A 19624-nucleotide genomic window follows, 5' to 3' on the forward strand; every position below is an offset into this window, starting at 1 on the left:
GTGAGGAGCAGCAGCCATGACCGAGGCCTACATCGTCGAAGCGGTACGCACCCCTGTCGGACGGCGCGGGGGAGGCCTCGGGGCCGTCCACCCCGCCGACCTCGGCGCCCATGTGCTGCGCGAGCTGATCGCCCGCTCGGGCGTCGACCCGGCGGCCGTCGAGGACGTCGTCTTCGGCTGCCTCGACACCGTCGGACCGCAGGCCGGCGACATCGCCCGTACGTCATGGCTCGCGGCCGGACTGCCCGAGGAGGTCCCCGGCGTCACCATCGACCGGCAGTGCGGCTCCTCGCAGCAGGCACTCCACTTCGCCGCCCAGGGCGTCCTCTCCGGCACCCAGGACCTCGTCGTCGCGGGCGGCACCCAGAACATGACCCAGATCCCCATCGCCTTCGCCTCCCGTCAGGCCGCCGAACCCCTCGGCCTCACCCAGGGGCCGTACGCGGGCAGCGAGGGCTGGCGCGCCCGCTACGGCGACGCGCCCGTCAACCAGTTCCACGGCGCCCAGCTCATCGCCGAGAAATGGGGCATCAGCCGCCGCGACATGGAGGAGTACGCCCTCACCTCCCACCGGCGGGCCGCCCGCGCCCTCGACGAGGGCCGTTTCACCCGCGAGACCGTCGCGTACGGGAACGTCACCGCCGACGAGGGGCCGCGCCGCGACACCACCCTGGAGAAAATGGCCGGACTGCGCCCCGTCGTCGAGGGCGGCACCATCACCGCCGCCTGCTCCTCCCAGGTCTCCGACGGGGCCGCCGCCCTGCTCATCGCCTCGGAACGGGCCGTCGCCGAACACGGCCTCACCCCCCGGGCCCGCGTCCACCACCTGTCCGTACGGGGCGAGGACCCCATCCGGATGCTCTCGGCCCCGATCCCCGCCACCGCGTACGCCCTGAAGAAGACCGGCCTCACCCTCGACGCCATCGACCTCGTCGAGATCAACGAAGCGTTCGCCCCCGTCGTCCTCGCCTGGCTCAAAGAGACCGGTGCCGACCCCGAGCGGGTCAACGTCAACGGCGGGGCCATCGCCCTGGGCCACCCGCTCGGCGCCACCGGCGCCCGGCTCATGACGACCCTGCTCCACGAACTGGAACGCACCGGTGGCCGCTACGGCCTCCAGACCATGTGCGAGGGCGGCGGACAGGCCAACGTCACGGTCATCGAGCGGCTCTGAGCGGCGCCCCGACCCGCGGCGGCGTGTCATGATCCACCGCCGCGGGGGAGGGCGTGCTAAGGTGGTCCGCGTTGCAGTTTTGGTACCCATGAACATTATGTGCGCCTGACGGGAATGCTTCGTCAGGCGCTTTATTGTTTTCCGGCTTTCTCCGGATGGGGCTCAATGCGGCGACTTGGAATTCGTAAAGTGCGGATTTCCGGCACTGCACCTGTTTTAGGAGAATGACATGGCCACCGGTACCGTGAAGTGGTTCAACTCGGAAAAGGGCTTCGGCTTCATCGAGCAGGACGGCGGCGGCGCCGACGTCTTCGCCCACTACTCCAACATCAACGCCTCCGGCTTCCGTGAGCTGCAGGAGGGCCAGAAGGTCTCCTTCGACGTCACGCAGGGCCAGAAGGGCCCGCAGGCCGAGAACATCGTCCCGGCCTAATCGTCGGACGCGTACCTCGCTGACCGGGGCCCGCACCGTGAAGGTGCGGGCCCCGGTTTGTGCTGTCCGAGCAAACCAACCGTTCTGTGCGCACATCCTGGGGGCGCACGGGGAACGGCCGGGCCGGCACATCGCACCAACCCATTCGGCAGTTGCCCAGGAATCCCCCCAGGAGGGCAATTCCGTATGACCAGCTCCGAACGCTCCGAGCGATCCGAACGCCAGGACCGCACCCCCCGCTCGCGACCGGCCCGTGGCCGGGGCCGCGGCCAGGGTGCCGGCTCCCCGGCCCCCGCGAACGGCCGGGGCGGCGCACCCCGCTCCCGGACCCAGGGCGGCTCCAAGCCCGCGGCCCGCCGCAAGCCCGCCGTCGCAGCGCCCGCCGAGTTCGCTCTGCCGGAGACCGTGACCCCCGCGCTGCCGTCCGTCGACGCCTTCGGCGACCTGGACATGCCCGCCGCGCTGCTCAAGACCCTCGCCGCGCAGGGCGTCACCGAGCCGTTCCCGATCCAGGGCGCGACCCTGCCGAACTCGCTGGCCGGCCGCGACATCCTCGGCCGGGGCCGCACCGGCTCCGGCAAAACCCTCGCCTTCGGCCTGGCGATGCTGGCCCGCACCGCCGGCCGCCGCAGCGAGCCGCGCGCCCCGCTCGCCATGGTCCTCGTCCCCACCCGTGAGCTGGCCCAGCAGGTCACCGACGCGCTGACCCCGTACGCGACCGCCGTGAACCTGCGGATGGCCACCGTCGTCGGCGGCATGTCGATCACCAAGCAGTCCACCACCCTGCGGCGCGGCGCCGAAGTGCTCGTCGCCACCCCGGGCCGGCTCAAGGACCTCATCGAGCGCGGCGACTGCCGCCTGGACCAGGTCGCCATCACCGTCCTCGACGAGGCCGACCAGATGGCCGACATGGGCTTCATGCCGCAGGTCGTCGCCCTGCTCAAGCAGGTCGAGGCGGACGGCCAGCGCATGCTGTTCTCCGCGACCCTCGACAAGAACATCGACCGGCTCGTCAAGATGTTCCTCACCGACCCGGTCGTGCACTCCGTCGACCCGTCCGCCGGTGCGGTCACCACGATGGAGCACCACGTGCTCCACGTCCTGGACGAGACCGACAAGAAGGCCGTCGCCACGAAGATCGCCGCCCGGGACGGCCGGGTGATCATGTTCGTCGACACCAAGCGCGCCGCCGACCGCTTCGCCAAGCGGCTGCTCGCCAGCGGTGTCCGGGCGGCCGCGCTGCACGGCGGGCGCTCGCAGCCGCAGCGCAACCGGACGTTGGACCAGTTCAAGAACGGTCAGGTCACCGCGCTCGTCGCGACGAACGTCGCGGCCCGCGGCATCCACGTCGACGACCTCGACCTGGTCGTCAACGTGGACCCGCCGACCGACCACAAGGACTACCTCCACCGCGGTGGGCGCACGGCGCGCGCCGGGGAGTCCGGCAGTGTCGTCACGCTGGTGCTGCCCGACGAGAAGCGCGAGATGACCCGGCTGATGCAGGACGCGGGTATCGCGCCGCGCACCACGCGGGTCACGTCCAGCGACGAGGAGCTGAGCCGGATCACGGGTGCCCGTGAGCCGTCGGGCGTCGCGATCGTGATCGAGGTCCCGCAGCCGACCCCGCCGAAGCAGCGGACCCGGTCGGGCTCCGGTTCCGGCGCCGGCGGTGGAGCGGTGCGCTCCGGGAGCCGGGGGCGGGGGCGGCGCGGGTCGGGTGCCGGTGCCGGTACCGGCGCGCAGGGCGGTGCGGCGCGCTCCGGTGCGCCTGCCCGTTCTGGCGCCCCTGCGCGGCGCCGCCGGGCAGCGTAGGGCCCGCATTCAGCCGCTGACGGCTGCGGACCGGGGGCATTTCAAGCCGTCCGGCGTTGAGGACGGGCAGGCATCCGGCCGCCCGACGGTTGCGGACCGGGACACTTCCGGCCACCTGACGGTTGCGGACCGGGGGCATTTCAAGCCGTCCGGCGATTGAGGACCGGGGTCCGGGGCAGAGCCCCGAAAGCCCCGGGACGGGGCTTTGTCCTCAAGCGCCGGACGGGCTGGAATGTGGCCGCCCGGTCCTCGGCCTCGGGCAAAGACGTCCTCAAGCGCCGGACGGGCTTGATGTGGCCGGAGTCGTCCTCCAGCCCGGGCCCGGGCTGGATGGGGGTGGCCGGGTCCTCAAGTGCCGGAGGGGCTTGATGGGGTCGCCCAGTCCTCCAGCCCGGGCCCGGGCTTGATGGGGGTGGCCGGGTCCTCAAGCGCCGGACGGGCTTGAAGGGGCGGCCCGGGGCTCAAGTGGTGGGCTCGACAGCGTGCCCAGGGCCGCAAGGATCCCCTCCGCGTCCGCCATCACCCGCTCCACCAGCCCCGCCACACTCGGCAGGTCCTCGATCAGGGCCGCCACCTGGCCCGAGGCCATGATCCCGAGGTCCGTCCGGCCCTCCACCATCGCCGCCCTCAGCAGCATCGGCGTGTTCGCCGCCAGCAGCACCTGGCTCCAGCTCAGCTCCTTGCCGTGCCGCATCGCCAGACCGTCCCGGATCATCCCCGGCCAGCTCAGGCCGGACAGCCGGCGGAAGCGGGAAGCCCGGCGCACCGCCCCGTACAGGGCGCGCAGCCGGCCCGCCCCGCCCTCCAGCTCCGCCACCATCTCCGTACGGAGCATCCGGTGCGGGAGCCCGTCCACCGCACGCGTCCGCGTGATGTCCTTCGCGGTCGCCGCCAGGTAGCGGGCCTTCACCGCGTCCGGGACCGTCGAGTCCGACGTGAGGAGGAAACGCGTCCCCATCGCCACCCCCGCCGCCCCGTACGCCAGCGCCGCCACCAGCCCCCGGCCGTCGTGGAAGCCGCCCGCCGCGACCACCGGGATGTCCACCGCGTCCACCACCTGCGGCAGCAGGACCGTGGTGGCGACCTCGCCCGTGTGGCCGCCGCCCTCCCCGCCCTGCACGATCACCGCGTCCGCACCCCAGCCCGCGACCTTCTCCGCGTGCCGCCGGGCCCCCACCGACGGGACGACGAGAACGCCCGCGTCCTTCAGCTCCGCGATCAGCTCCCTCGACGGGGCGAGCGCGAACGACGCCACCCGGACGCCCTCCTCGACGATGATCCGCACCCGCTCCCGGGCGTCCCCCGCGTCCGCCCGCAGGTTCACCCCGAACGGCGCCTCGGTCCGGGACCTCACCTCCCTTACGGCGGACCGCAGTTGCTCCGGCGTCATGGTCGCGGAGGCCAGGATGCCGAGCGCCCCGGCCCGTGCGGTCGCGGTGACCAGGCGGGGGCCCGCCACCCAGCCCATCCCGGTCTGCACGATCGGGTGCCGGACGCCGACGAGGTCGGTCAGGGCGGTGCGCATCAGGCCCGGACCTCCCGGTCCCGGGTGCGCGCCGGGTCGATGACCTCGCGGATCAGGGCGAGTTCGGCGGGGGAGGGGGCGCGGGTGTTCGGGACGTCGGCGGGGACCGTGAGTGCGAAGCCCGTCGCCTCGCGGACCTGGTCGACCGTGACGCCGGGATGGAGGGAGGCCAGCCGCATCGAACGGTCCGGCGTCGCGAAGTCGAAGACCCCGAGATCGCTCACGACCCGGGGGATGCGGTGAAAGCGGGTGGCCGACGGACCCGCCGCCCGCGCGCTGTCGTGTCCGACCCCGCAGATCATGTCGACGCGTTCGACGAAGACCCGGGGGGAGTGCCGGGGGATCCAGTAACTCACGGGGTTGTTCAGCGTGTTGACGGGTGCGCCGCGCACCCCGAGGAGCTGGCGGGACGGCTGCTCCCACTCCCCGATGCAGGAGATGTTCTGGTTGCCGAAGCGGTCGATCTGGCTCGCGCCCATCATCACGTGCCGCCGTCCCCCCGTCACCAGGGCCAGATGCCTGCGGTAGGGCAGCCAGCCCTCCGGCTCACCGTCCGGGCCGACGAGCGTCGCCTCGCCGTCGGTGAGCAGCAGTTCGGGGGCGAAGGTCCGCCGGGCCAGCCGGGCCCCGACCGAAGGCACCGCGCCCATCGGACTGGCCAGGATCTCCCCGTCGCCCCGCCAGGCCTCCGCGCAGGCGATCACGCAGTACTCGGCACGGGTGACGCTCTCCACGGCGGACGCGTTCATTTCTGCTCCTCGTGCCAGACGCGGACGGCTTCCCGGTAGCTCTTCTCGTCGCCGTCCGGCGGCAGGAAGCGCGCTGCGAAATCGGCCCAGGCCACGGGGTCCGCCGCCGCTGCCGCGTACGCCTTCTGGAACGGCTCGTCGCGCGGGTGGTCGGGTACGCAGGAGGTGAAGTGCGCCCCGCCGGGCGTCTCCACGACCCCGGTGACGGAGTGCCGTTGGACGAGGAGGGTCGGCAGCGCCCCCGCGCCTTCGGTCAACTCCCGCGTTTCCAGCAGGCGTTCGCAGGAGACGTACGCCGCGTCCGCCGCCTCGCAGAACAGGTCGTCGAAGTACGGGTCGGGGCCCAGGTACTGCCCGTTGCCGAGCCGGTCCGCCCGGTTGAGGTGGACCAGCGCCGCGTCCATCCGCAGGGCGGGCATCGCGACGAACTCCTCCCCGTCCTCGTACGGTGAAGTCACCTTCCGCAGCTCCGGGTTGACCCGCATCACGTCCGAGCCCAGCCCCGCCCGCACCGGCAGGAACGGCAGTCGGTTCGCCGCCGCGTGCAGCCCCCACATGAACATCGCCTCGTCGATCTCCGTCAGTGCGAACGCCCCGCGCTGCCGGGCCGCCCGGTAGTGCGGCTCCAGCGGGATGGAGTCGAGCGTCACGAACGCCGTGACCAGACGACGGATCCGCCCCGCCGCGGCGAGCAGACCGACGTCCGGGCCGCCGTAGGAGATCACGGTGAGATCGGTGACCGATGACCGGAGCAGCGCCCTGACCAGGGCCATCGGCTTGCGGCGCGACCCCCAGCCGCCGATCCCGATCGTCATCCCGCTGCTCAGCCGGTCGACGACCTCCTCGGGCGTCATCGTCTTGTCGCGCGCGTACGGGGCGGTGGTCACGGTCAGGCCTCCTTGCCGAAGGTGTCGCGGACCCGGGCTGCGGTCCCGGCGAGGTTCGCCTCGAAGGTGAACCCCTGCTCGAAGCGGTAGCTGCGCTGTACGTCGACGGGGTCGATGCCGTTGAGCGCGGCCTTGGCCAGCCGCAGCAGATGGCCGTCCTTGGCGGCGATCTCTGCCGCCAACGCCAGTGCCGCGTCCTGGAGTCCGGCGGACGGCACCACCTGCCAGACCGAGCCGTGCGCGTGCAGTTCGGCGGCCGTGACGGTCCGCGAGGTGTAGTACAGCGTGCGCATCAGATGCTGCGGGACCAGCCGGGCGAGGTGGGTCGCGGCGCCGAGCGCTCCCCGGTCCAGCTCCGGCAGGCCGAAGACCGCGTCCTCGCTCGCCACGATCGCGTCGGCGTTCCCGACGAGCCCGATGCCGCCGCCCAGGCAGAACCCCCGCACCGCCGCCACGACCGGCACCTCGCACGCGTACACCGCCGCGAACGCCTCCGCGCACCCCCGGTTGGCGCCGATCAGGGACGCGTGCCCCGGGTCGCGCTGCAACTCCTTGATGTCCACGCCCGCGTTGAAGCCGCGCCCCTCGGCGGCCAGGACGACGCAGCGCACCTCCGGGTCGCGGCCGGCGGCCCGCACAGCATCGGCCAGGTCGTACCAGCCCCGCACGGGCAGCGCGTTGACGGGCGGATGGTCGACGGTGACGACACGGACGCCGTCGGTCCCGGAGGGGGAGGAGGTGGAGACAGTCATCGGAGGATCAGCTACCTTTCCACCAAACATTTGTTAGGTGGACGGTAGCAGGCGCCCCCGCCCGCCAACCAGGCCCACTTCCACGGGAGATGAGATGACCGCACCCACCGCACACCGCGCCGGACTCTGCGCGGACCGGGTCGTCGCCGTCACCGGCGCCGGGCGCGGGCTCGGCCGGGCCCATGCACTGGCCTTCGCCGCCGAAGGGGCCCGGGTCGTCGTCAACGACCTCGGCGTCGGACCGGACGGGAGTGGGGGTGAGCGCTCCGGCGGACCTGCCCGCGCGGTCGTCGAGGAGATCGTGGCGGCGGGCGGCGAAGCCGTCGTCCACGGCGGCGACGTCGCCACCGCCGAGGGCGCGGCCTCCCTGGTCGCCACCGCCCTGGACGCCTTCGGCCGCCTCGACACGCTCGTCAACAACGCGGGCTTCCTGCGCGACCGGATGCTGGTCAACCTCGACGAGGACGACTGGGACGCGGTGGTACGGGTCCACCTCAGGGGCCACTTCCTGCCCCTCAAGCACGCCGCCGCCCACTGGCGCGCCGAGACGAAGGCGGGCCGCGCCCCGGTCGCCCGGGTGATCAACACCAGCTCCGGCGCCGGACTCCTCGGCAGCGTCGGCCAGGTCAACTACGCGGCAGCCAAGGCCGGAATCGTCGCCCTGACCCTGGTCGCGGCGGCGGAGCTGGGCCGCTACGGGGTCCACGTCAACGCCCTCGCGCCCGCCGCCCGGACCCGGATGACCGAGCGGACCTTCGCCAAGGCGATGGCGGCCCCGGGGGAGGGGGAGTTCGACGCCATGGCACCCGCCAACGTCTCGCCCCTCGTCGTCTGGCTCGGCTCCGCCGCGAGCGACGGGGTGACGGGCCGCGTCTTCGAGGCCGAGGCGGGCCGCATCACCGTCATGGAGGGCTGGCGCCCCGGCCCCACCGACGACCGGGGCGCGCGCAGATCCCCGGCCGAGGCGGGGGAGACGGTACGCCGCCTGCTGGCGGACGCGGAGAAACCGGGGCAGGTGTACGGGGCGTCGTAGGCGGTTCCCCAGCCGCAGCCGCAGCCGCAGTCTCAGGGACTTCGGGGGAAACTCGTTTGCGCGGACGTCCGGGCGCCCGGTATCCAGCACAGGACACCCGAGGAGCGCACGATGACGCGGCACGGCCCCCTGAACGAGTTCTGCTGGATGGACCTCAAGACCCGCGACCCCTCCGGCACCGCCGCCTTCTTCTCCGCGGTGCTGGGCTGGGACTTCGCCGTGGACGAGACGGACTGGCGCCGGGCCGTCGTGTTCTGGGCAGGTGACCACCGGATCGGCGGCGTGAGCGACCTCGCGCAGCCCGTCTACCCGCCCGGCCTGCCCGCCCATGTCGCCTACTACCTGGCGGTCGACGACGTGGACCACCGCACGGCCGTGGCGGCGGAGAACGGCGCCCGGATCCTCGTACCGCCCTTCGACGCGGGGGACCAGGGCCGGATCGCCACCCTGATCGACCCCGTGGGCGCGGCCGTCTCCCTCTGGCGGCCGCGGGGGTTCGCGGGGTGGCCGGTATCGCCTCCGGACGAGGGCGGGGCGATCCCTCACCACATGGTCCTGGTCTGCGCGGACCCCGAGCGGGCCCGGCACTTCTACACCGGGACGACCGGCGCCCCGCTCGCCCGGACCACGTTCCTGGAAGCCGCCCCCGGGACCGCGCCGCACTGGGAGGTGTCCGTGGCCGTGGGCGATCCGGACCGCGTTGCCGCCCGGGCCCGCGAGCTCGGCGGCGAGCTCGTCACCCTCACCGGAGGCGCCGCACGACTGTCGAGCCCGGAGGGGCTGACCGTCCGCCTCACCACCGCACCGCAGGCCTTCCCTTCCTTCCTGGAGACCGACCGGCTCGTCCTGCGCCCCGCCACGGCCGCCGACGCCCCCGACCTGCTCGCCCTCGACAACGACCCGGCCGTCATGCGGTACATCAACGGCGGCCGGCCCACGAGCGCCGAGGACATCCGGGACCGGACCCTGCCGAGGCTCCTCCACGACCACGCGTGCACCGGAACCCGCGGCTACTGGATCGCACAGGCGAAGGACACGGGAACGTTCCTCGGCTGGTTCGAACTCCGGCCGCTGACCGACCACGACCCCGCCGTGGTCGAGCTCGGCTACCGGCTGAACCGGGCCGCGTGGGGCCGCGGATACGCCACCGAAGGCGCCCGGGCCCTGGTCGACAAGGGGTTCACGGACCTCGGGGTCCAGCGGGTCACCGCCAACACCATGGCGGTCAACACGGGGTCCCGGCGCGTGATGGAGAAGGCGGGGCTGACCTTTCTGCGGGCCTACACCGAGGACTGGCCGGAGGCCATCGAGGGCTCCGAACACGGCGAGGTGGAATACGAACTGACGCGGGAGGCGTGGGCGCGCGGACGGTGAGGGAGGGGCGAGCCTGGCTCAGGCCCACCGGGGCCCGCCCCGGTCAGGGCCACCGGGGTCCCGCCCGGCCCGCGCCCGGCTCACGCCCCGCTCAGGCCCGCCCGGATCGCGTCCGGCCCGCGCCCCGCTCAGGCCCACCGGGCCCCGCACGGCCCACCCCCGGCAGGCCGGGCTCACCCCCCCCGCTCAGCCCCACCCCTCCAGCAGCGCCACGATCTCCGCGTGCCCCGTGTGCTGGTCCACCCCCGCCGACGGCACCCCGTCCCGGAGCAGCTCCACCGCCACGGTCTCCTCGCCGTCCCGCCGCTCGCGGAGCACCACCGTGTCCAGCCCGGAGCCGTACATCTCCTCCAGCCGCCGCAGCAGCTCCCGCTCCGGATCGAGTCCGGCGATGCGCCGTGCCTCGGCCAGGGCGACCGCGACCGCGGATCCCTGTCCCTCCGCCGCCGCACCGTGCGCGAGCAGCGCCCGTACCGTACGCACCGAGCCGCGCTGCGCCGCCAGCACCAGCATCGCCTCGCCCTGCGGGCCCGGCAGCAGCGGGTCCGCGCCCCCGGCGAGCAGTGCCTCCACCGTCGCGGCGTGGCCCAGGCCGACCGCCCAGCGCAGCGCGGTGAAGCCGAACTCCTCGCGCAGATCCGGCCGGGCCCCGGCGGACAGCAGCGCCTCCACCACCTCGGTGTGCCCGCCGCACGCCGCGCCGCACAGCGGCAGATCACCGGCCTCGGGCCCGCTCGCCCGGTCGGGGTCGGCCCCGGCGGCGAGCAGCAGCCGCACCATCTCGGGGCGGTCCTGGACCGCCGCCGTGTAGAGCGCGGTCGTGCCCTCCTCGTCGCTCGCCTCGGCCCGCGCTCCCGCGCGCAGCGCCCGTACGACCGTGTTCTCGTCCTCGTACAGCGCGTCGAACAGGCTTGGTTCGTCCCTGATCGGCTCGTTCGTCATCCTTCGACCCTACGGCCGGACACGGACAACGCCCGAGGTCAGGTGTCGCACTCCAGGCGCGTACGGCACAGCCCGCAGCGTGCGCTGACCCGGCCCCGGACGGGGAGCCGGATGCGCTGGTGGCAGGTGGGGCAGGGGAAGGAGACGCGCAGCCCTTCGGCGCCGGTCTCGAAGGCGTACGGAACGCTCGGGTCCGGGGCGGTGCCGGGATGGTCCTGGGCGTACCGCCGGTCCTTGGCGTAGCGGCGGCGGCCCGCCCAGCCGGCGGCGGTCAGCGGCGGTCGGCGCAGATCGTCCAGCGCCCGCTGACGCCCCTTGGTGTACGCGGTGTACGCCTGGGGGCTGGTGAACCACGGGGAGGGGTCCTCGTCGAAGGCGAACGCCCGCTTGGCCAGGACGTATCCGAACTCCTCCGGGGTCAGATAGCCGAGCTTCTGGCGCGACGTGGCGTCCTCCCGGAACGCGTCCAGCAGCAGCCAGCCCGTGCCGAGGTAGGCCGTCGTCGTGTCGGTCAGGATCTCGTTGGCGCGGGTGCCGGGGAACTCCAGGCCGAGCCGGTGCAGCAGCACATGGGTGATCTCGTGCGCGAGCGCCGCGCCGATATCCCTGCGGTGGGTGCGGAAGCGGTCGTTCAGCTCGATGAAGTACTCGGGGCCCGCCGTCAGTTCCACGCTCGCCGCGTGCTCCATCGCGCGGAACCCGACGATCATCCGGGCGTCGGGGAGGCGCAGATGCTGGACCAGGGAACGCGCCACCCGCTGGGCTCCCAGATGCAGATCGTCCTCGTCCGCGAACGCGGCGTCGACGGGCGCGAGGCTGGTGGCATAGGTGCGGACGCCGTCCGCCGAGAGCCGCCGGTAGAGCGCCGTGATCGCGGAGCGGACCGTGTCCAGATGCGGGAAGCCATGGGCGACGGGTGCGCCCGGAGGACTGTTCGTCACGCCGGAATCCCCCATCCGCGACGGTCGACGGATCTCCACTGTATGCCGGGTGGGGGAGGGGGGCTGGAAAGACTGTAAGTCGGGCGGGGGAGAGGGGCCGGAAAGCCGCCGGGTGATCTTGGCCGAAAACTGCACCTTGTGTCAGCGGTCACTCGGTACCGATAATCGGAGTGTTGTTCTTGTCGCGTACATGACGAGTTCAGTTTCCGTGCCGGTACGTCCCGTACGTCAGCACCGCCTATAGGGACTCCTGCACGGCAACGCGGTACGGCAACCTCCCACAGCAACCCCCCACACGAAATCCCCCCACGAAAGCAGGCATCTGTGAAGCTTATGAGCGCGCTGAAAAGGTGTTCCGTCGCCATAGCCGCCGTCGCCCTCGCGACCGTCAGCCTCCAGCCGGCCTCCGCCGCCCCCCAGCCGATCGTCGGCGGGGAACGCGCCGAGCAGGGCGAATTCCCGTTCATGGTCCGGCTCTCCATGGGCTGCGGCGGTTCGCTCTACACCCAGGACATCGTCCTCACCGCCGCCCACTGCGTGGACGGTTCGGGCGACAACACCTCGATCTCCGTGACCGGCGGCGTCGCCGACCTCGAGTCGCCCGACGCGATCACGGTCAACTCCACCAAGGTCCTCCAGGCCCCGGGCTACAACGGCACCGGCAAGGACTGGGCGCTGATCAAGCTCGACAAGCCGATCGACCAGCCCACCCTGAAGATCGCCACCGACGCCACCTACGACGAGGGCACCTTCACCGTCGCCGGCTGGGGCGCCGACAAGGAAGGCGGCAGCCAGCAGCGCCACCTCCTCAAGGCCGACGTCCCGTTCGTCTCCGACTCCGACTGCCAGGGCGCCTACAGCAACCTCGTCGCCGACGAGGAGCTGTGCGCCGGCCTCCTCGACACCGGCGGTGTCGACAGCTGCCAGGGCGACTCCGGTGGCCCGATGTTCCGCAAGGACGACTCCGACGAGTGGGTCCAGGTCGGCATCGTGAGCTGGGGCCAGGGCTGCGCCCGGCCGAACTACCCGGGCGTCTACACCCAGGTCTCGCACTTCGCGGCCGACATCGCCTCCGCGGCCGACTCGCTCTGACCCGGTCGGAGCCTGCCGCTGATCACCGCTGATCCACCCCGGGGGTGCCCGTTCGAACGGGCACCCCCGGACCCAGTTCCACCCACGGCCCGCCCGCGTCCTCCAGCTCCAGCACCCACACCTCGTTGGCGCCCTCGCGGAGCACCGGACCCGGCACGTACAGGGTCCGCTGCGGGCCCGCCGACCAGTACCGGCCCAGGCAGAAGCCGTTCACCCAGACGAACCCGCGCGTCCAGCCGGGAAGTTCGAGTCCCGCGTGGCCGAGACCCGCCGCGCCCTCGACCGTGAACTCCCCCCGGAACAGCCCCGTCCGCCCCGCCTCGCCCGCCCCCGCGGCCTCCACCGGTCCGAACGGGAGCGCCGCCACCGCGCCTGGCATCTCGAAGGCGTCCAGCCGCAGCCCCCGGGCCCGTACCCCGTGCAGATACTGTCGCTCGTGCAGCACCCCGCCCGTGATCCCCTTCGGCTCGCCGAGACGCGGCCCGTAGTTGACCCGGCCCAGCGACTCCACCCACAGCTCGACCTCCGCGGGCCCCGCCACCGGCTCGGGCAGCGTGCCGGACTCCTCGGTCAGCACCCCGGCCCGCACCCCGTCCACGTACACCACTGCCCGGTCCCGCAGCCCCGAGGCGCCCAGCGGATACGCCTGGCGCGGCCCCGGCACGGCCACCCGGTAGCGCACCAGACCCCGGTCCACGCCCAGCTCCTCGAAGGCCGGCGGCACCCCCGACTCCGTCTCCGGACCGCCCAGCGCCTCCAGTACGTCCCCGAGCCCCGTCCGCTCCGTCAACTCCGCCCGCACCGGCACCGCGAGACCCTTCGGCTCCGGCGGCAGCGCGGGCAACGGCCCCTCCGCGTAACCCTCCAGCACCTTCCGGAACAGGTGGAACTTCTCCGTGGCCCGCCCGTACTCGTCGACCGGCGCGTCGTAGTCGTACGACGTCACCGTCGGCTGGAACTCCCCGTCCTGCAGAGGGCCACCGCGATTCGCCCCGGCCCAGCCCGCGAAGTTCGTCCCGCCGTGCGCCATGTAGATGTTCACCGACGCCCCGCACTCCAGGATCTCCCGCAGCGCCCCCGCCGCCTCCTCCGCGTCCCGCAGCACCGGTTCGGCCCCCCAGTGGTCGAACCAGCCGCACCAGAACTCCATACACATCAACGGGCCCTGCGGCTGATGCCGGCGCAACACCTCGAAGCCCTCCCGCGCCCCCGAACCGAAGTTCGCCGTCGCGAGCAGCCCCGGCACCGAACCCCCGGTCAGCATGTGGTCCTCCGGGCCGTCCGACGTGAACAGCGGGACCGTCACCCCGCACCCCCGCAACAGCCCCGCCAGCCACTCCAGATACACCGCGTCGCTGCCGAAACTCCCGTACTCGTTCTCCGCCTGGACGAGGATCACCGGACCGCCCCGCGTCACCTGCCGTTGCACCACCTGCGGCAGCAACTCCCGGAACCACCGCTCCACCACCGCCCGGTACTCCGCGTCCCGGGTCCGCACCCGCCGCCCGAACCGGCCCGTCACCCACACTGGCAGGCCGCCGTTCTCCCACTCGGCGCAGATGTACGGACCCGGCCGCACGATCGCCCACAGCCCCGCCCGCTCCACCGCGTCCAGGAACCGGCCGAGCGCCCCCACGTCCCGGACCTCGCCCTCCCGGGGCTCGTGCAGATTCCACGGTACGTACGTCTCGACGCAGTTCAGGCCCATCGCGGCGAGCATCGCGAGCCGGTGCTCCCACTGCTCCTCGTGCACCCGGAAGTAGTGCAGGGCGCCCGACAGCAGCCGTACGGGCTTCCCGTCGGACCGGAAGCCGTCGTCCCCCACGGTGAAGTCGGTCATGGTGCAGTTACGCTCCTGTGCTCGGCCGCACCCGGCGGCCCCCGGGTCGATTGGTCCGACCACTGTCACCTCTGGCGCGCACCGGGTCCATGGACAAAGATCGCTGTTGATTGGACGCAGATCGCTGTCGATGGGACACAGATCGATGTCGACGGGGCGCGGCGGACCGGCCGGGTCCGGCGGCGCAGCACCACCTGGGAGGGGAAGACCGTGACATACCACACCTGGATGCGCTTCTTCACCCCGAGCCCGCTCCACCACCGCCTGGGCCTCGTCTGCCTCGGCGTCGGCCTCCAGCACGGGGCGCTGCCCACCGTCGGACCCCGCACCCTCGACCACCACGTGGCCGTGATCGTCAACTCCGGCACCGGCTGGTTCAAGGGCCCCGACGGCCGCCGCACCCCCGTCACCGGCCCCAGCCTCATCTGGCTGACCCCCGGCACCCCCCACCACTACGGTGCCGACCCCGGCACCGGCTGGGACGAGAGCTTCGTCGACTTCACCGGCCCCGCCACCGCCACGTACACCGAACTCGGCTACATCGAGCCCGAACGCCCCCTCGTCCCGCTCGCCGACACCGCCGCCCCGCGCGCCGCCGTCGGACGTATCGTGCGCGCCGCCCGCCGCGGCAACCCCCTTTTGGAGGTCGAGACCGGGGCCGCCGTCCACGAACTCCTCGTCTCCCTGCGCCGCGCCCGCGCCGACATCGGCCCCGACGGCGACCCGGTGCTCCAGGCGCTCGCCCGCGACGCCTACCAGCCGCTCACCGTCGCCCAGCACGCCTCCCGGCACGGCATGACCCCCGCCGAACTGCGCACCGCCGTACGGCGCGGCGCCGGCTGCAGCCCCAAGGACTATCTGCTCGGCATCCGCCTCGGCCGGGCCAAGGAACTCCTCGCCGCCACCGACCTCCCGGTCGCCGCCGTGGCCCGCCGCGTCGGCTATGACGACCCCGCCTACTTCTCCCGGCTCTTCGCCCGCCGGGTCGGCACCGCCCCCGTCCGCTTCCGCGAACAGCAGGGCCGCAGCGTGCCCGGCGGCTGGAGCGACCAGGTGCCCGACCCCGACGACCCGCCGACGATCGGGCCGTGAGGGCGGCCGTCTAAGCTCGCTGACCATGAGTACGAGCGAGATCGACGCGACCGTCCGGGCCGAGCTGAACCGGCTGCGCGAGAGCATCGACAACATCGACGCCGCCGTCGTCCACATGCTGGCCGAACGTTTCAAGGCCACCCAGCAGGTCGGCCGCCTCAAGGCCGACCACAAGCTGCCGCCCGCCGATCCCGCCCGCGAGACCCGCCAGATCGCCCGGCTCAGGGAACTGGCACAGAGCGCCAACCTGGACCCGGCCTTCGCCGAGAAGCTGCTGAACTTCATCATCGCCGAGGTGATCCGCCACCACGAGCGCATCGCCGAGGAGGCGGAGAACGGCCAGGCGGAGAACGGCCAGGTGGAGAACGGCCAGGCGCGGAACGCCTGAGCGGCTACCCGGCCGTTCTCCGGAGTCCCGTCCGCCCCGCGAGCCACGCGCCGAGCACCGCCCCCACGGCCGGCCCGAGCACGTACACCCACAGCCGCCCGGTGTCCCCGGCCAGCAGCGCCGGGCCGAACTGCCGCGCGGGGTTCGCCGATCCGCCGCTCAGCGGGCCGAGCACCCCGATGACCAGGGCCGTCGTCAGCCCCACCGCGTACGGCAGGACCCGGCGCCCGGCCGGGGATGCCAGCAGTACGGCGAGCATCAGCGTCGACCCCGCCAGGACCCCCGCCTCGGCCGCCAGGACCGCCGCGTCGCCCCACGCCGGATCGGCCCGCACCGAGGCGTGGCGCACCGGTGGGCGCGCGGTGACCGGACCCCACACCAGCCCCGCGCACCACACCCCGAACACCGACCCGGCCAACTGGGCCACGGCGTACGGCACGACCTCACGGCCCGGGAAGACCCCGAGCCGCCACAGCGCGAGGGAGACGGCCGGGTTCAGATGGCCGCCCGAGCAGCGGCCGGGCGGGGACACCATGAACAGGGCGAGCAGGGTCCCGACGACCGCGCCCAGCACCGCCGGACGGGCGGCCGCCGCCCCCGGGTCCGGCCCGACGAGCCACCGCACGGCCGTCACGATCAGGAACAGCAGCAGCGCGGTCAGCGCCGCCTCGCAGACGGCCCGCGGCAGCAGGGGACCGGGACCGGTATCGGGACCGTGGCCGGTATCGCGACCGGGACCGGCATCAGGGCCGGGACCTGTATCGGCATCGGGACCGTGCGGGGACTCCGGGGCTCGGTGACCGGTCGCGGTGGGCCGGATCTCCGGCCCGGGTCTCGGAACGACGGGTTCGGGCGCAGGCGTGAGCGTCATGAGGGACGTCCTCGGTACTCGGTGTGCCGCGCCGAGGAGATGGTAAGCGGCAACAGCCCCGGGGGGGGGTATCCACCGGCACCATCACGCCACCTGCCCGCCCGTCCGCCCAGGGAGAACCCCGCTGCGCCCGCCGTCCCCCGTACGGCAGCATGGGGCCATGTCCGTACTGACGCGCGACGAAGCGCAGACCCGAGCCCAGATCCTCGACGTGGAGCGGTACACGATCGCCCTCGACCTCACCACCGGCGAGGAGACCTTCGACTCCGCCACCGCCATCCGGTTCACCGCCCGCGCGGCCGGAGACACCTTCGTCGAGGTCAAGCCCGCCACCCTGCGCTCGATCAGTCTCGACGGACAGCCCCTGGACCCCGCCCTCCTCGACGGCAACCGCTACCCCCTCACCGGGCTCACCGCAGGCCCCCACGAGCTGCGCATCGACGCCGCGATGCACTACTCCCGCACCGGCGAGGGCATGCACCGCTTCACCGACCCCACCGACGGCGAGACCTACCTCTACACCCAGCTGTTCATGGAGGACGTCCAGCGCGTCTTCGCCGCCTTCGACCAGCCCGACCTCAAGTCCGTCTTCGCCATCGACGTCACCGCCCCCGCGGGCTGGACCGTCCTCGGCAACGGCGTAGCCGAACGCACGGGGGAGGGGCGCTGGACCATCGCCCCCACCCCGCTCATCTCCACCTACCTCGTCGCGATCGCCGCGGGACCCTGGCACTCGGTCACCACCGAGCACGCCGGACTCCCCTTCGGCATCCACTGCCGCCGCTCGCTGGCGCCCTACCTGGACGCCGACGCCGACGAGATCCTCGACATCACCCGCGCCTGCTACGACCGCTACCACGAGAAGTTCGACGAGCCCTACCCGTTCGACTCCTACGATCAGGCCTTCGTCCCCGAGTTCAACGCCGGCGCCATGGAGAATCCCGGACTCGTCACCTTCCGCGACGAGTTCGTCTACCGCTCCGCCGTCACCGACACCGAGCGCCAGACCCGCGCCATGGTCATCGCCCACGAGATGGCCCACATGTGGTTCGGCGACCTCGTCACCCTGACCTGGTGGGACGACATCTGGCTGAACGAGTCCTTCGCCGAGTACATGGGCTACCAGACCCTCACCGAAGCCACCCGGTTCACCGACACCTGGGTCGACTTCGGCGTCGCCCGCAAGGGCTGGGGCTACGACGCCGACCAGCGCCCCTCCACCCACCCCGTCGCCCCCGACCCCGACGCCGTCCCCGACACCGCCTCCGCCCTCCTCAACTTCGACGGCATCAGCTACGCCAAGGGCGCCTCCGCCCTGCGCCAACTCGTCGCCTGGCTCGGCGAGAAGGACTTCCTGGCCGGCATCAACGCCCACTTCGCCCGCCACAAGTTCGCCAACGCCACCCTCGCCGACTTCATCGACAACCTGGCCTCCGCCACCGACCGCGACGTCCACGCCTGGGCCGGACAGTGGCTGCGCACCACCGGCATCGACACCCTCACCGCCGAGGTCGGCACCCCCGCGCCCACCGAACCGGCCGGAACCCCGGCGAACGGCAACGGCCAGTCCTGGGCCCTCACCGTCACCCGCGACGGCTCCCGCCCCCACCGCATCACCGTCGGCGCCTACGACCACGCCCTCAACACCCAGGCAGGACCCGGCCACCTCGCCCTGCGCGACCGCTTCGAGACCGACGTACCCGGCGACGGGACGCCCGTCGTCCGCCCCGGCCGCCGCCCCGCCCTCGTCGTCCTCAACGACGGCGACCTCACCTACGCCAAGATCCGCCTGGACACCGCCTCCTGGGACACCGTCCTGGCCGGCCTCTCCGGCATCCCCGACGCCCTCACCCGGGCCGTCCTGTGGAACACCGCCCGCGACATGGTCCGCGACGCCGAACTCCCGCCGGCCACCTACCTCAAGGCCGCCCGCACCCACCTCCCGTACGAGACGGACCTCGCGCTCGTCCAGGGCGTCCTGTCCTTCGCCGCCGGCCAGGTCGTCGACCGCTACACCGTCCCCGAGGACCTGCCCGCCGCCCGCGCGACCCTCACCGACCTCTGCCGCGACCTCATCCGCCGCACCGAGGACGGCTCACAGCCGGGCCTGCGGCTCATCGCCGTACGCCACTTCATCGACGCCGCCACCCAGCCCGACACGCTCCGGACCTGGCTCGACGAAGGCACCGTCCACGGCGGACCCGAGCTCGACCCCGAGCTGCGCTGGCGCATCCTCACCCGGCTCGCCGTCCTCGGCGCCACCGACGAGACCGCCATCGCCACCGAACTGGCGGCGGACCCGAGCGCCACCGGCCGCGAAGGCGCCGCCCGCTGCCGCGCCGCGCTGCCCACCCCCGAGGCCAAGGCCGCCGCCTGGGGCGCCCTGTTCACCGACGACACCCTGTCCAACTACCTCTTCACGGCCACCGCCCAGGGCTTCTGGCAGCCCGGACAGGAAGAGCTGACCGACGACTACGTGTCCCGCTTCTACCCGGACGCCGTCGCGCTCGCCGCCCGCCGCGGCCCCGCCATCGCCGAGGCCGCCGGGCGGTACGCCTTTCCCGCGTACGCCATCGACGCCGGCAGCCTCGCCACCGGCACCCGGGCCCTGGAGGACCCCGAGCTCATCCCCGCCCTGCGCCGCAAGCTCGTCGACCAGCTCGACGACCTCCGCCGCGCCCTCGTCGTACGCACGTCGGCCGGCGGCTGACCTCTACTG

General features: G+C 73.1%; 17 protein-coding genes and 1 pseudogene. 10 read left to right on the forward strand and 8 right to left on the reverse strand.

Annotated elements, in window-relative coordinates; all coding sequences use genetic code 11:
- Positions 1-16 precede the first annotated feature (16 nt).
- From IE134_RS21880 to IE134_RS21890, 3 genes are all read left to right on the forward strand, one after another.
- Positions 17-1174: an acetyl-CoA C-acetyltransferase gene (locus IE134_RS21880; RefSeq protein ID WP_189431466.1), complete on the forward strand. Its 1158-nt coding sequence runs from the start codon at positions 17-19 to the stop codon at positions 1172-1174.
- 229 nt (positions 1175-1403) lie between these two features.
- Positions 1404-1607: a cold-shock protein gene (locus IE134_RS21885; RefSeq protein ID WP_006123767.1), complete on the forward strand. Its 204-nt coding sequence runs from the start codon at positions 1404-1406 to the stop codon at positions 1605-1607.
- Between the two features lie 186 nt (positions 1608-1793).
- Positions 1794-3419: a DEAD/DEAH box helicase gene (locus tag IE134_RS21890; RefSeq protein WP_189431468.1), complete on the forward strand. Its 1626-nt coding sequence runs from the start codon at positions 1794-1796 to the stop codon at positions 3417-3419.
- A 424-nt stretch (positions 3420-3843) separates the two neighbouring features.
- Here the strand turns inward: IE134_RS21890 and IE134_RS21895 are convergent, their stop codons facing one another.
- From IE134_RS21895 to IE134_RS21910, 4 genes are read right to left on the reverse strand one after another with little or no spacing between them, the layout of a single operon-like run.
- Positions 3844-4944 carry an NAD(P)H-dependent flavin oxidoreductase gene (locus tag IE134_RS21895; protein WP_189431470.1) on the reverse strand — a complete coding sequence of 367 codons (1101 nt, stop codon included), beginning with the start codon at positions 4942-4944 and terminating at the stop codon, positions 3844-3846.
- Complete coding sequence (locus IE134_RS21900; RefSeq protein ID WP_030722996.1) at positions 4944-5693, reverse strand: CoA-transferase subunit beta; 750 nt, start codon at positions 5691-5693, stop codon at positions 4944-4946. Before IE134_RS21900 ends, IE134_RS21895 begins: the two co-directional genes overlap by 1 nt.
- Complete coding sequence (locus IE134_RS21905; protein WP_189431472.1) at positions 5690-6580, reverse strand: CoA transferase subunit A; 891 nt, start codon at positions 6578-6580, stop codon at positions 5690-5692. Before IE134_RS21905 ends, IE134_RS21900 begins: the two co-directional genes overlap by 4 nt.
- 2 nt (positions 6581-6582) lie before the next feature.
- On the reverse strand, positions 6583-7332 hold the full coding sequence (locus tag IE134_RS21910; RefSeq protein WP_189431474.1) for an enoyl-CoA hydratase family protein: 750 nt from the start codon (positions 7330-7332) through the stop codon (positions 6583-6585).
- A 94-nt stretch (positions 7333-7426) separates the two neighbouring features.
- Here IE134_RS21910 and IE134_RS21915 point away from each other — a divergent pair, with 94 nt between their 5' ends.
- The 3 genes and pseudogenes from IE134_RS21915 to IE134_RS34250 all read left to right on the forward strand — a co-directional run bounded on the left by IE134_RS21915 (position 7427) and on the right by IE134_RS34250 (position 9739).
- Positions 7427-8365 carry an SDR family oxidoreductase gene (locus IE134_RS21915; protein WP_098019468.1) on the forward strand — a complete coding sequence of 313 codons (939 nt, stop codon included), beginning with the start codon at positions 7427-7429 and terminating at the stop codon, positions 8363-8365.
- Between the two features lie 147 nt (positions 8366-8512).
- Positions 8513-8779 (forward strand): annotated as a pseudogene (locus IE134_RS34245) (VOC family protein); the annotation flags it as partial.
- A gap of 348 nt (positions 8780-9127) precedes the next feature.
- Positions 9128-9739 carry a GNAT family N-acetyltransferase gene (locus IE134_RS34250; RefSeq protein WP_373296778.1) on the forward strand — a complete coding sequence of 204 codons (612 nt, stop codon included), beginning with the start codon at positions 9128-9130 and terminating at the stop codon, positions 9737-9739.
- A gap of 186 nt (positions 9740-9925) precedes the next feature.
- Here the strand turns inward: IE134_RS34250 and IE134_RS21925 are convergent, their stop codons facing one another.
- On the reverse strand, positions 9926-10681 hold the full coding sequence (locus IE134_RS21925) for an ankyrin repeat domain-containing protein (protein WP_030723009.1): 756 nt from the start codon (positions 10679-10681) through the stop codon (positions 9926-9928).
- 38 nt (positions 10682-10719) lie between these two features.
- Positions 10720-11637 (reverse strand): hypothetical protein, encoded by a 918-nt coding sequence (locus IE134_RS21930; RefSeq protein ID WP_030723012.1) that lies wholly within the window; start codon positions 11635-11637, stop codon positions 10720-10722.
- Positions 11638-11955: 318 nt separating this feature from the next.
- Between IE134_RS21930 and IE134_RS21935 the strand changes: the two genes are divergently transcribed.
- Positions 11956-12714 (forward strand): S1 family peptidase, encoded by a 759-nt coding sequence (locus IE134_RS21935; protein ID WP_010064480.1) that lies wholly within the window; start codon positions 11956-11958, stop codon positions 12712-12714.
- A gap of 22 nt (positions 12715-12736) precedes the next feature.
- Here the strand turns inward: IE134_RS21935 and IE134_RS21940 are convergent, their stop codons facing one another.
- A complete protein-coding gene (locus IE134_RS21940; protein ID WP_098895702.1) occupies positions 12737-14554 on the reverse strand; it encodes a glycoside hydrolase family 35 protein in 1818 nt (605 codons plus the stop codon).
- Positions 14555-14782: 228 nt separating this feature from the next.
- Between IE134_RS21940 and IE134_RS21945 the strand changes: the two genes are divergently transcribed.
- Positions 14783-15646, forward strand: a complete 864-nt coding sequence (locus tag IE134_RS21945) for an AraC family transcriptional regulator (RefSeq protein ID WP_030723016.1) — start codon at positions 14783-14785, stop codon at positions 15644-15646.
- A 25-nt stretch (positions 15647-15671) separates the two neighbouring features.
- Complete coding sequence (locus tag IE134_RS21950) at positions 15672-16034, forward strand: chorismate mutase (protein ID WP_050513867.1); 363 nt, start codon at positions 15672-15674, stop codon at positions 16032-16034.
- 4 nt (positions 16035-16038) lie between these two features.
- Here IE134_RS21950 and IE134_RS21955 read toward each other — a convergent pair whose 3' ends face one another.
- Positions 16039-16905: an MIP/aquaporin family protein gene (locus IE134_RS21955; protein ID WP_098019458.1), complete on the reverse strand. Its 867-nt coding sequence runs from the start codon at positions 16903-16905 to the stop codon at positions 16039-16041.
- A gap of 160 nt (positions 16906-17065) precedes the next feature.
- On the opposite strand from IE134_RS21955, the gene pepN reads away from it, so the two are divergent.
- On the forward strand, positions 17066-19615 hold the full coding sequence (gene pepN / locus IE134_RS21960; protein WP_189431478.1) for an aminopeptidase N: 2550 nt from the start codon (positions 17066-17068) through the stop codon (positions 19613-19615).
- The last annotated feature ends 9 nt before the right edge of the window (positions 19616-19624 follow it).

Origin of the sequence: Streptomyces rubiginosohelvolus (assembly GCF_014649875.1) — a bacterium.
Classification (GTDB): Bacteria; Actinomycetota; Actinomycetes; order Streptomycetales; family Streptomycetaceae; genus Streptomyces; species Streptomyces rubiginosohelvolus.

Excerpts from the sequence above, each read along its gene's own strand:
- IE134_RS21940 (WP_098895702.1), bottom strand. The coding sequence starts at position 14,554 with ATGACCGACTTCACCGTGGGGGACGACGGCTTCCGGTCCGACGGGAAG.
- IE134_RS21880 (WP_189431466.1), top strand. The coding sequence starts at position 17 with ATGACCGAGGCCTACATCGTCGAAGCGGTACGCACCCCTGTCGGACGG.
- IE134_RS21930 (WP_030723012.1), bottom strand. The coding sequence starts at position 11,637 with ATGGGGGATTCCGGCGTGACGAACAGTCCTCCGGGCGCACCCGTCGCC.
- IE134_RS21950 (WP_050513867.1), top strand. The coding sequence starts at position 15,672 with ATGAGTACGAGCGAGATCGACGCGACCGTCCGGGCCGAGCTGAACCGG.
- IE134_RS21885 (WP_006123767.1), top strand. The coding sequence starts at position 1,404 with ATGGCCACCGGTACCGTGAAGTGGTTCAACTCGGAAAAGGGCTTCGGC.
- IE134_RS21900 (WP_030722996.1), bottom strand. The coding sequence starts at position 5,693 with ATGAACGCGTCCGCCGTGGAGAGCGTCACCCGTGCCGAGTACTGCGTG.
- IE134_RS21895 (WP_189431470.1), bottom strand. The coding sequence starts at position 4,944 with ATGCGCACCGCCCTGACCGACCTCGTCGGCGTCCGGCACCCGATCGTG.
- IE134_RS21945 (WP_030723016.1), top strand. The coding sequence starts at position 14,783 with ATGCGCTTCTTCACCCCGAGCCCGCTCCACCACCGCCTGGGCCTCGTC.
- IE134_RS21915 (WP_098019468.1), top strand. The coding sequence starts at position 7,427 with ATGACCGCACCCACCGCACACCGCGCCGGACTCTGCGCGGACCGGGTC.
- pepN (WP_189431478.1), top strand. The coding sequence starts at position 17,066 with ATGTCCGTACTGACGCGCGACGAAGCGCAGACCCGAGCCCAGATCCTC.
- IE134_RS21890 (WP_189431468.1), top strand. The coding sequence starts at position 1,794 with ATGACCAGCTCCGAACGCTCCGAGCGATCCGAACGCCAGGACCGCACC.
- IE134_RS21955 (WP_098019458.1), bottom strand. The coding sequence starts at position 16,905 with ATGACGCTCACGCCTGCGCCCGAACCCGTCGTTCCGAGACCCGGGCCG.
- IE134_RS21910 (WP_189431474.1), bottom strand. The coding sequence starts at position 7,332 with ATGACTGTCTCCACCTCCTCCCCCTCCGGGACCGACGGCGTCCGTGTC.
- IE134_RS21925 (WP_030723009.1), bottom strand. The coding sequence starts at position 10,681 with ATGACGAACGAGCCGATCAGGGACGAACCAAGCCTGTTCGACGCGCTG.
- IE134_RS21935 (WP_010064480.1), top strand. The coding sequence starts at position 11,956 with ATGAGCGCGCTGAAAAGGTGTTCCGTCGCCATAGCCGCCGTCGCCCTC.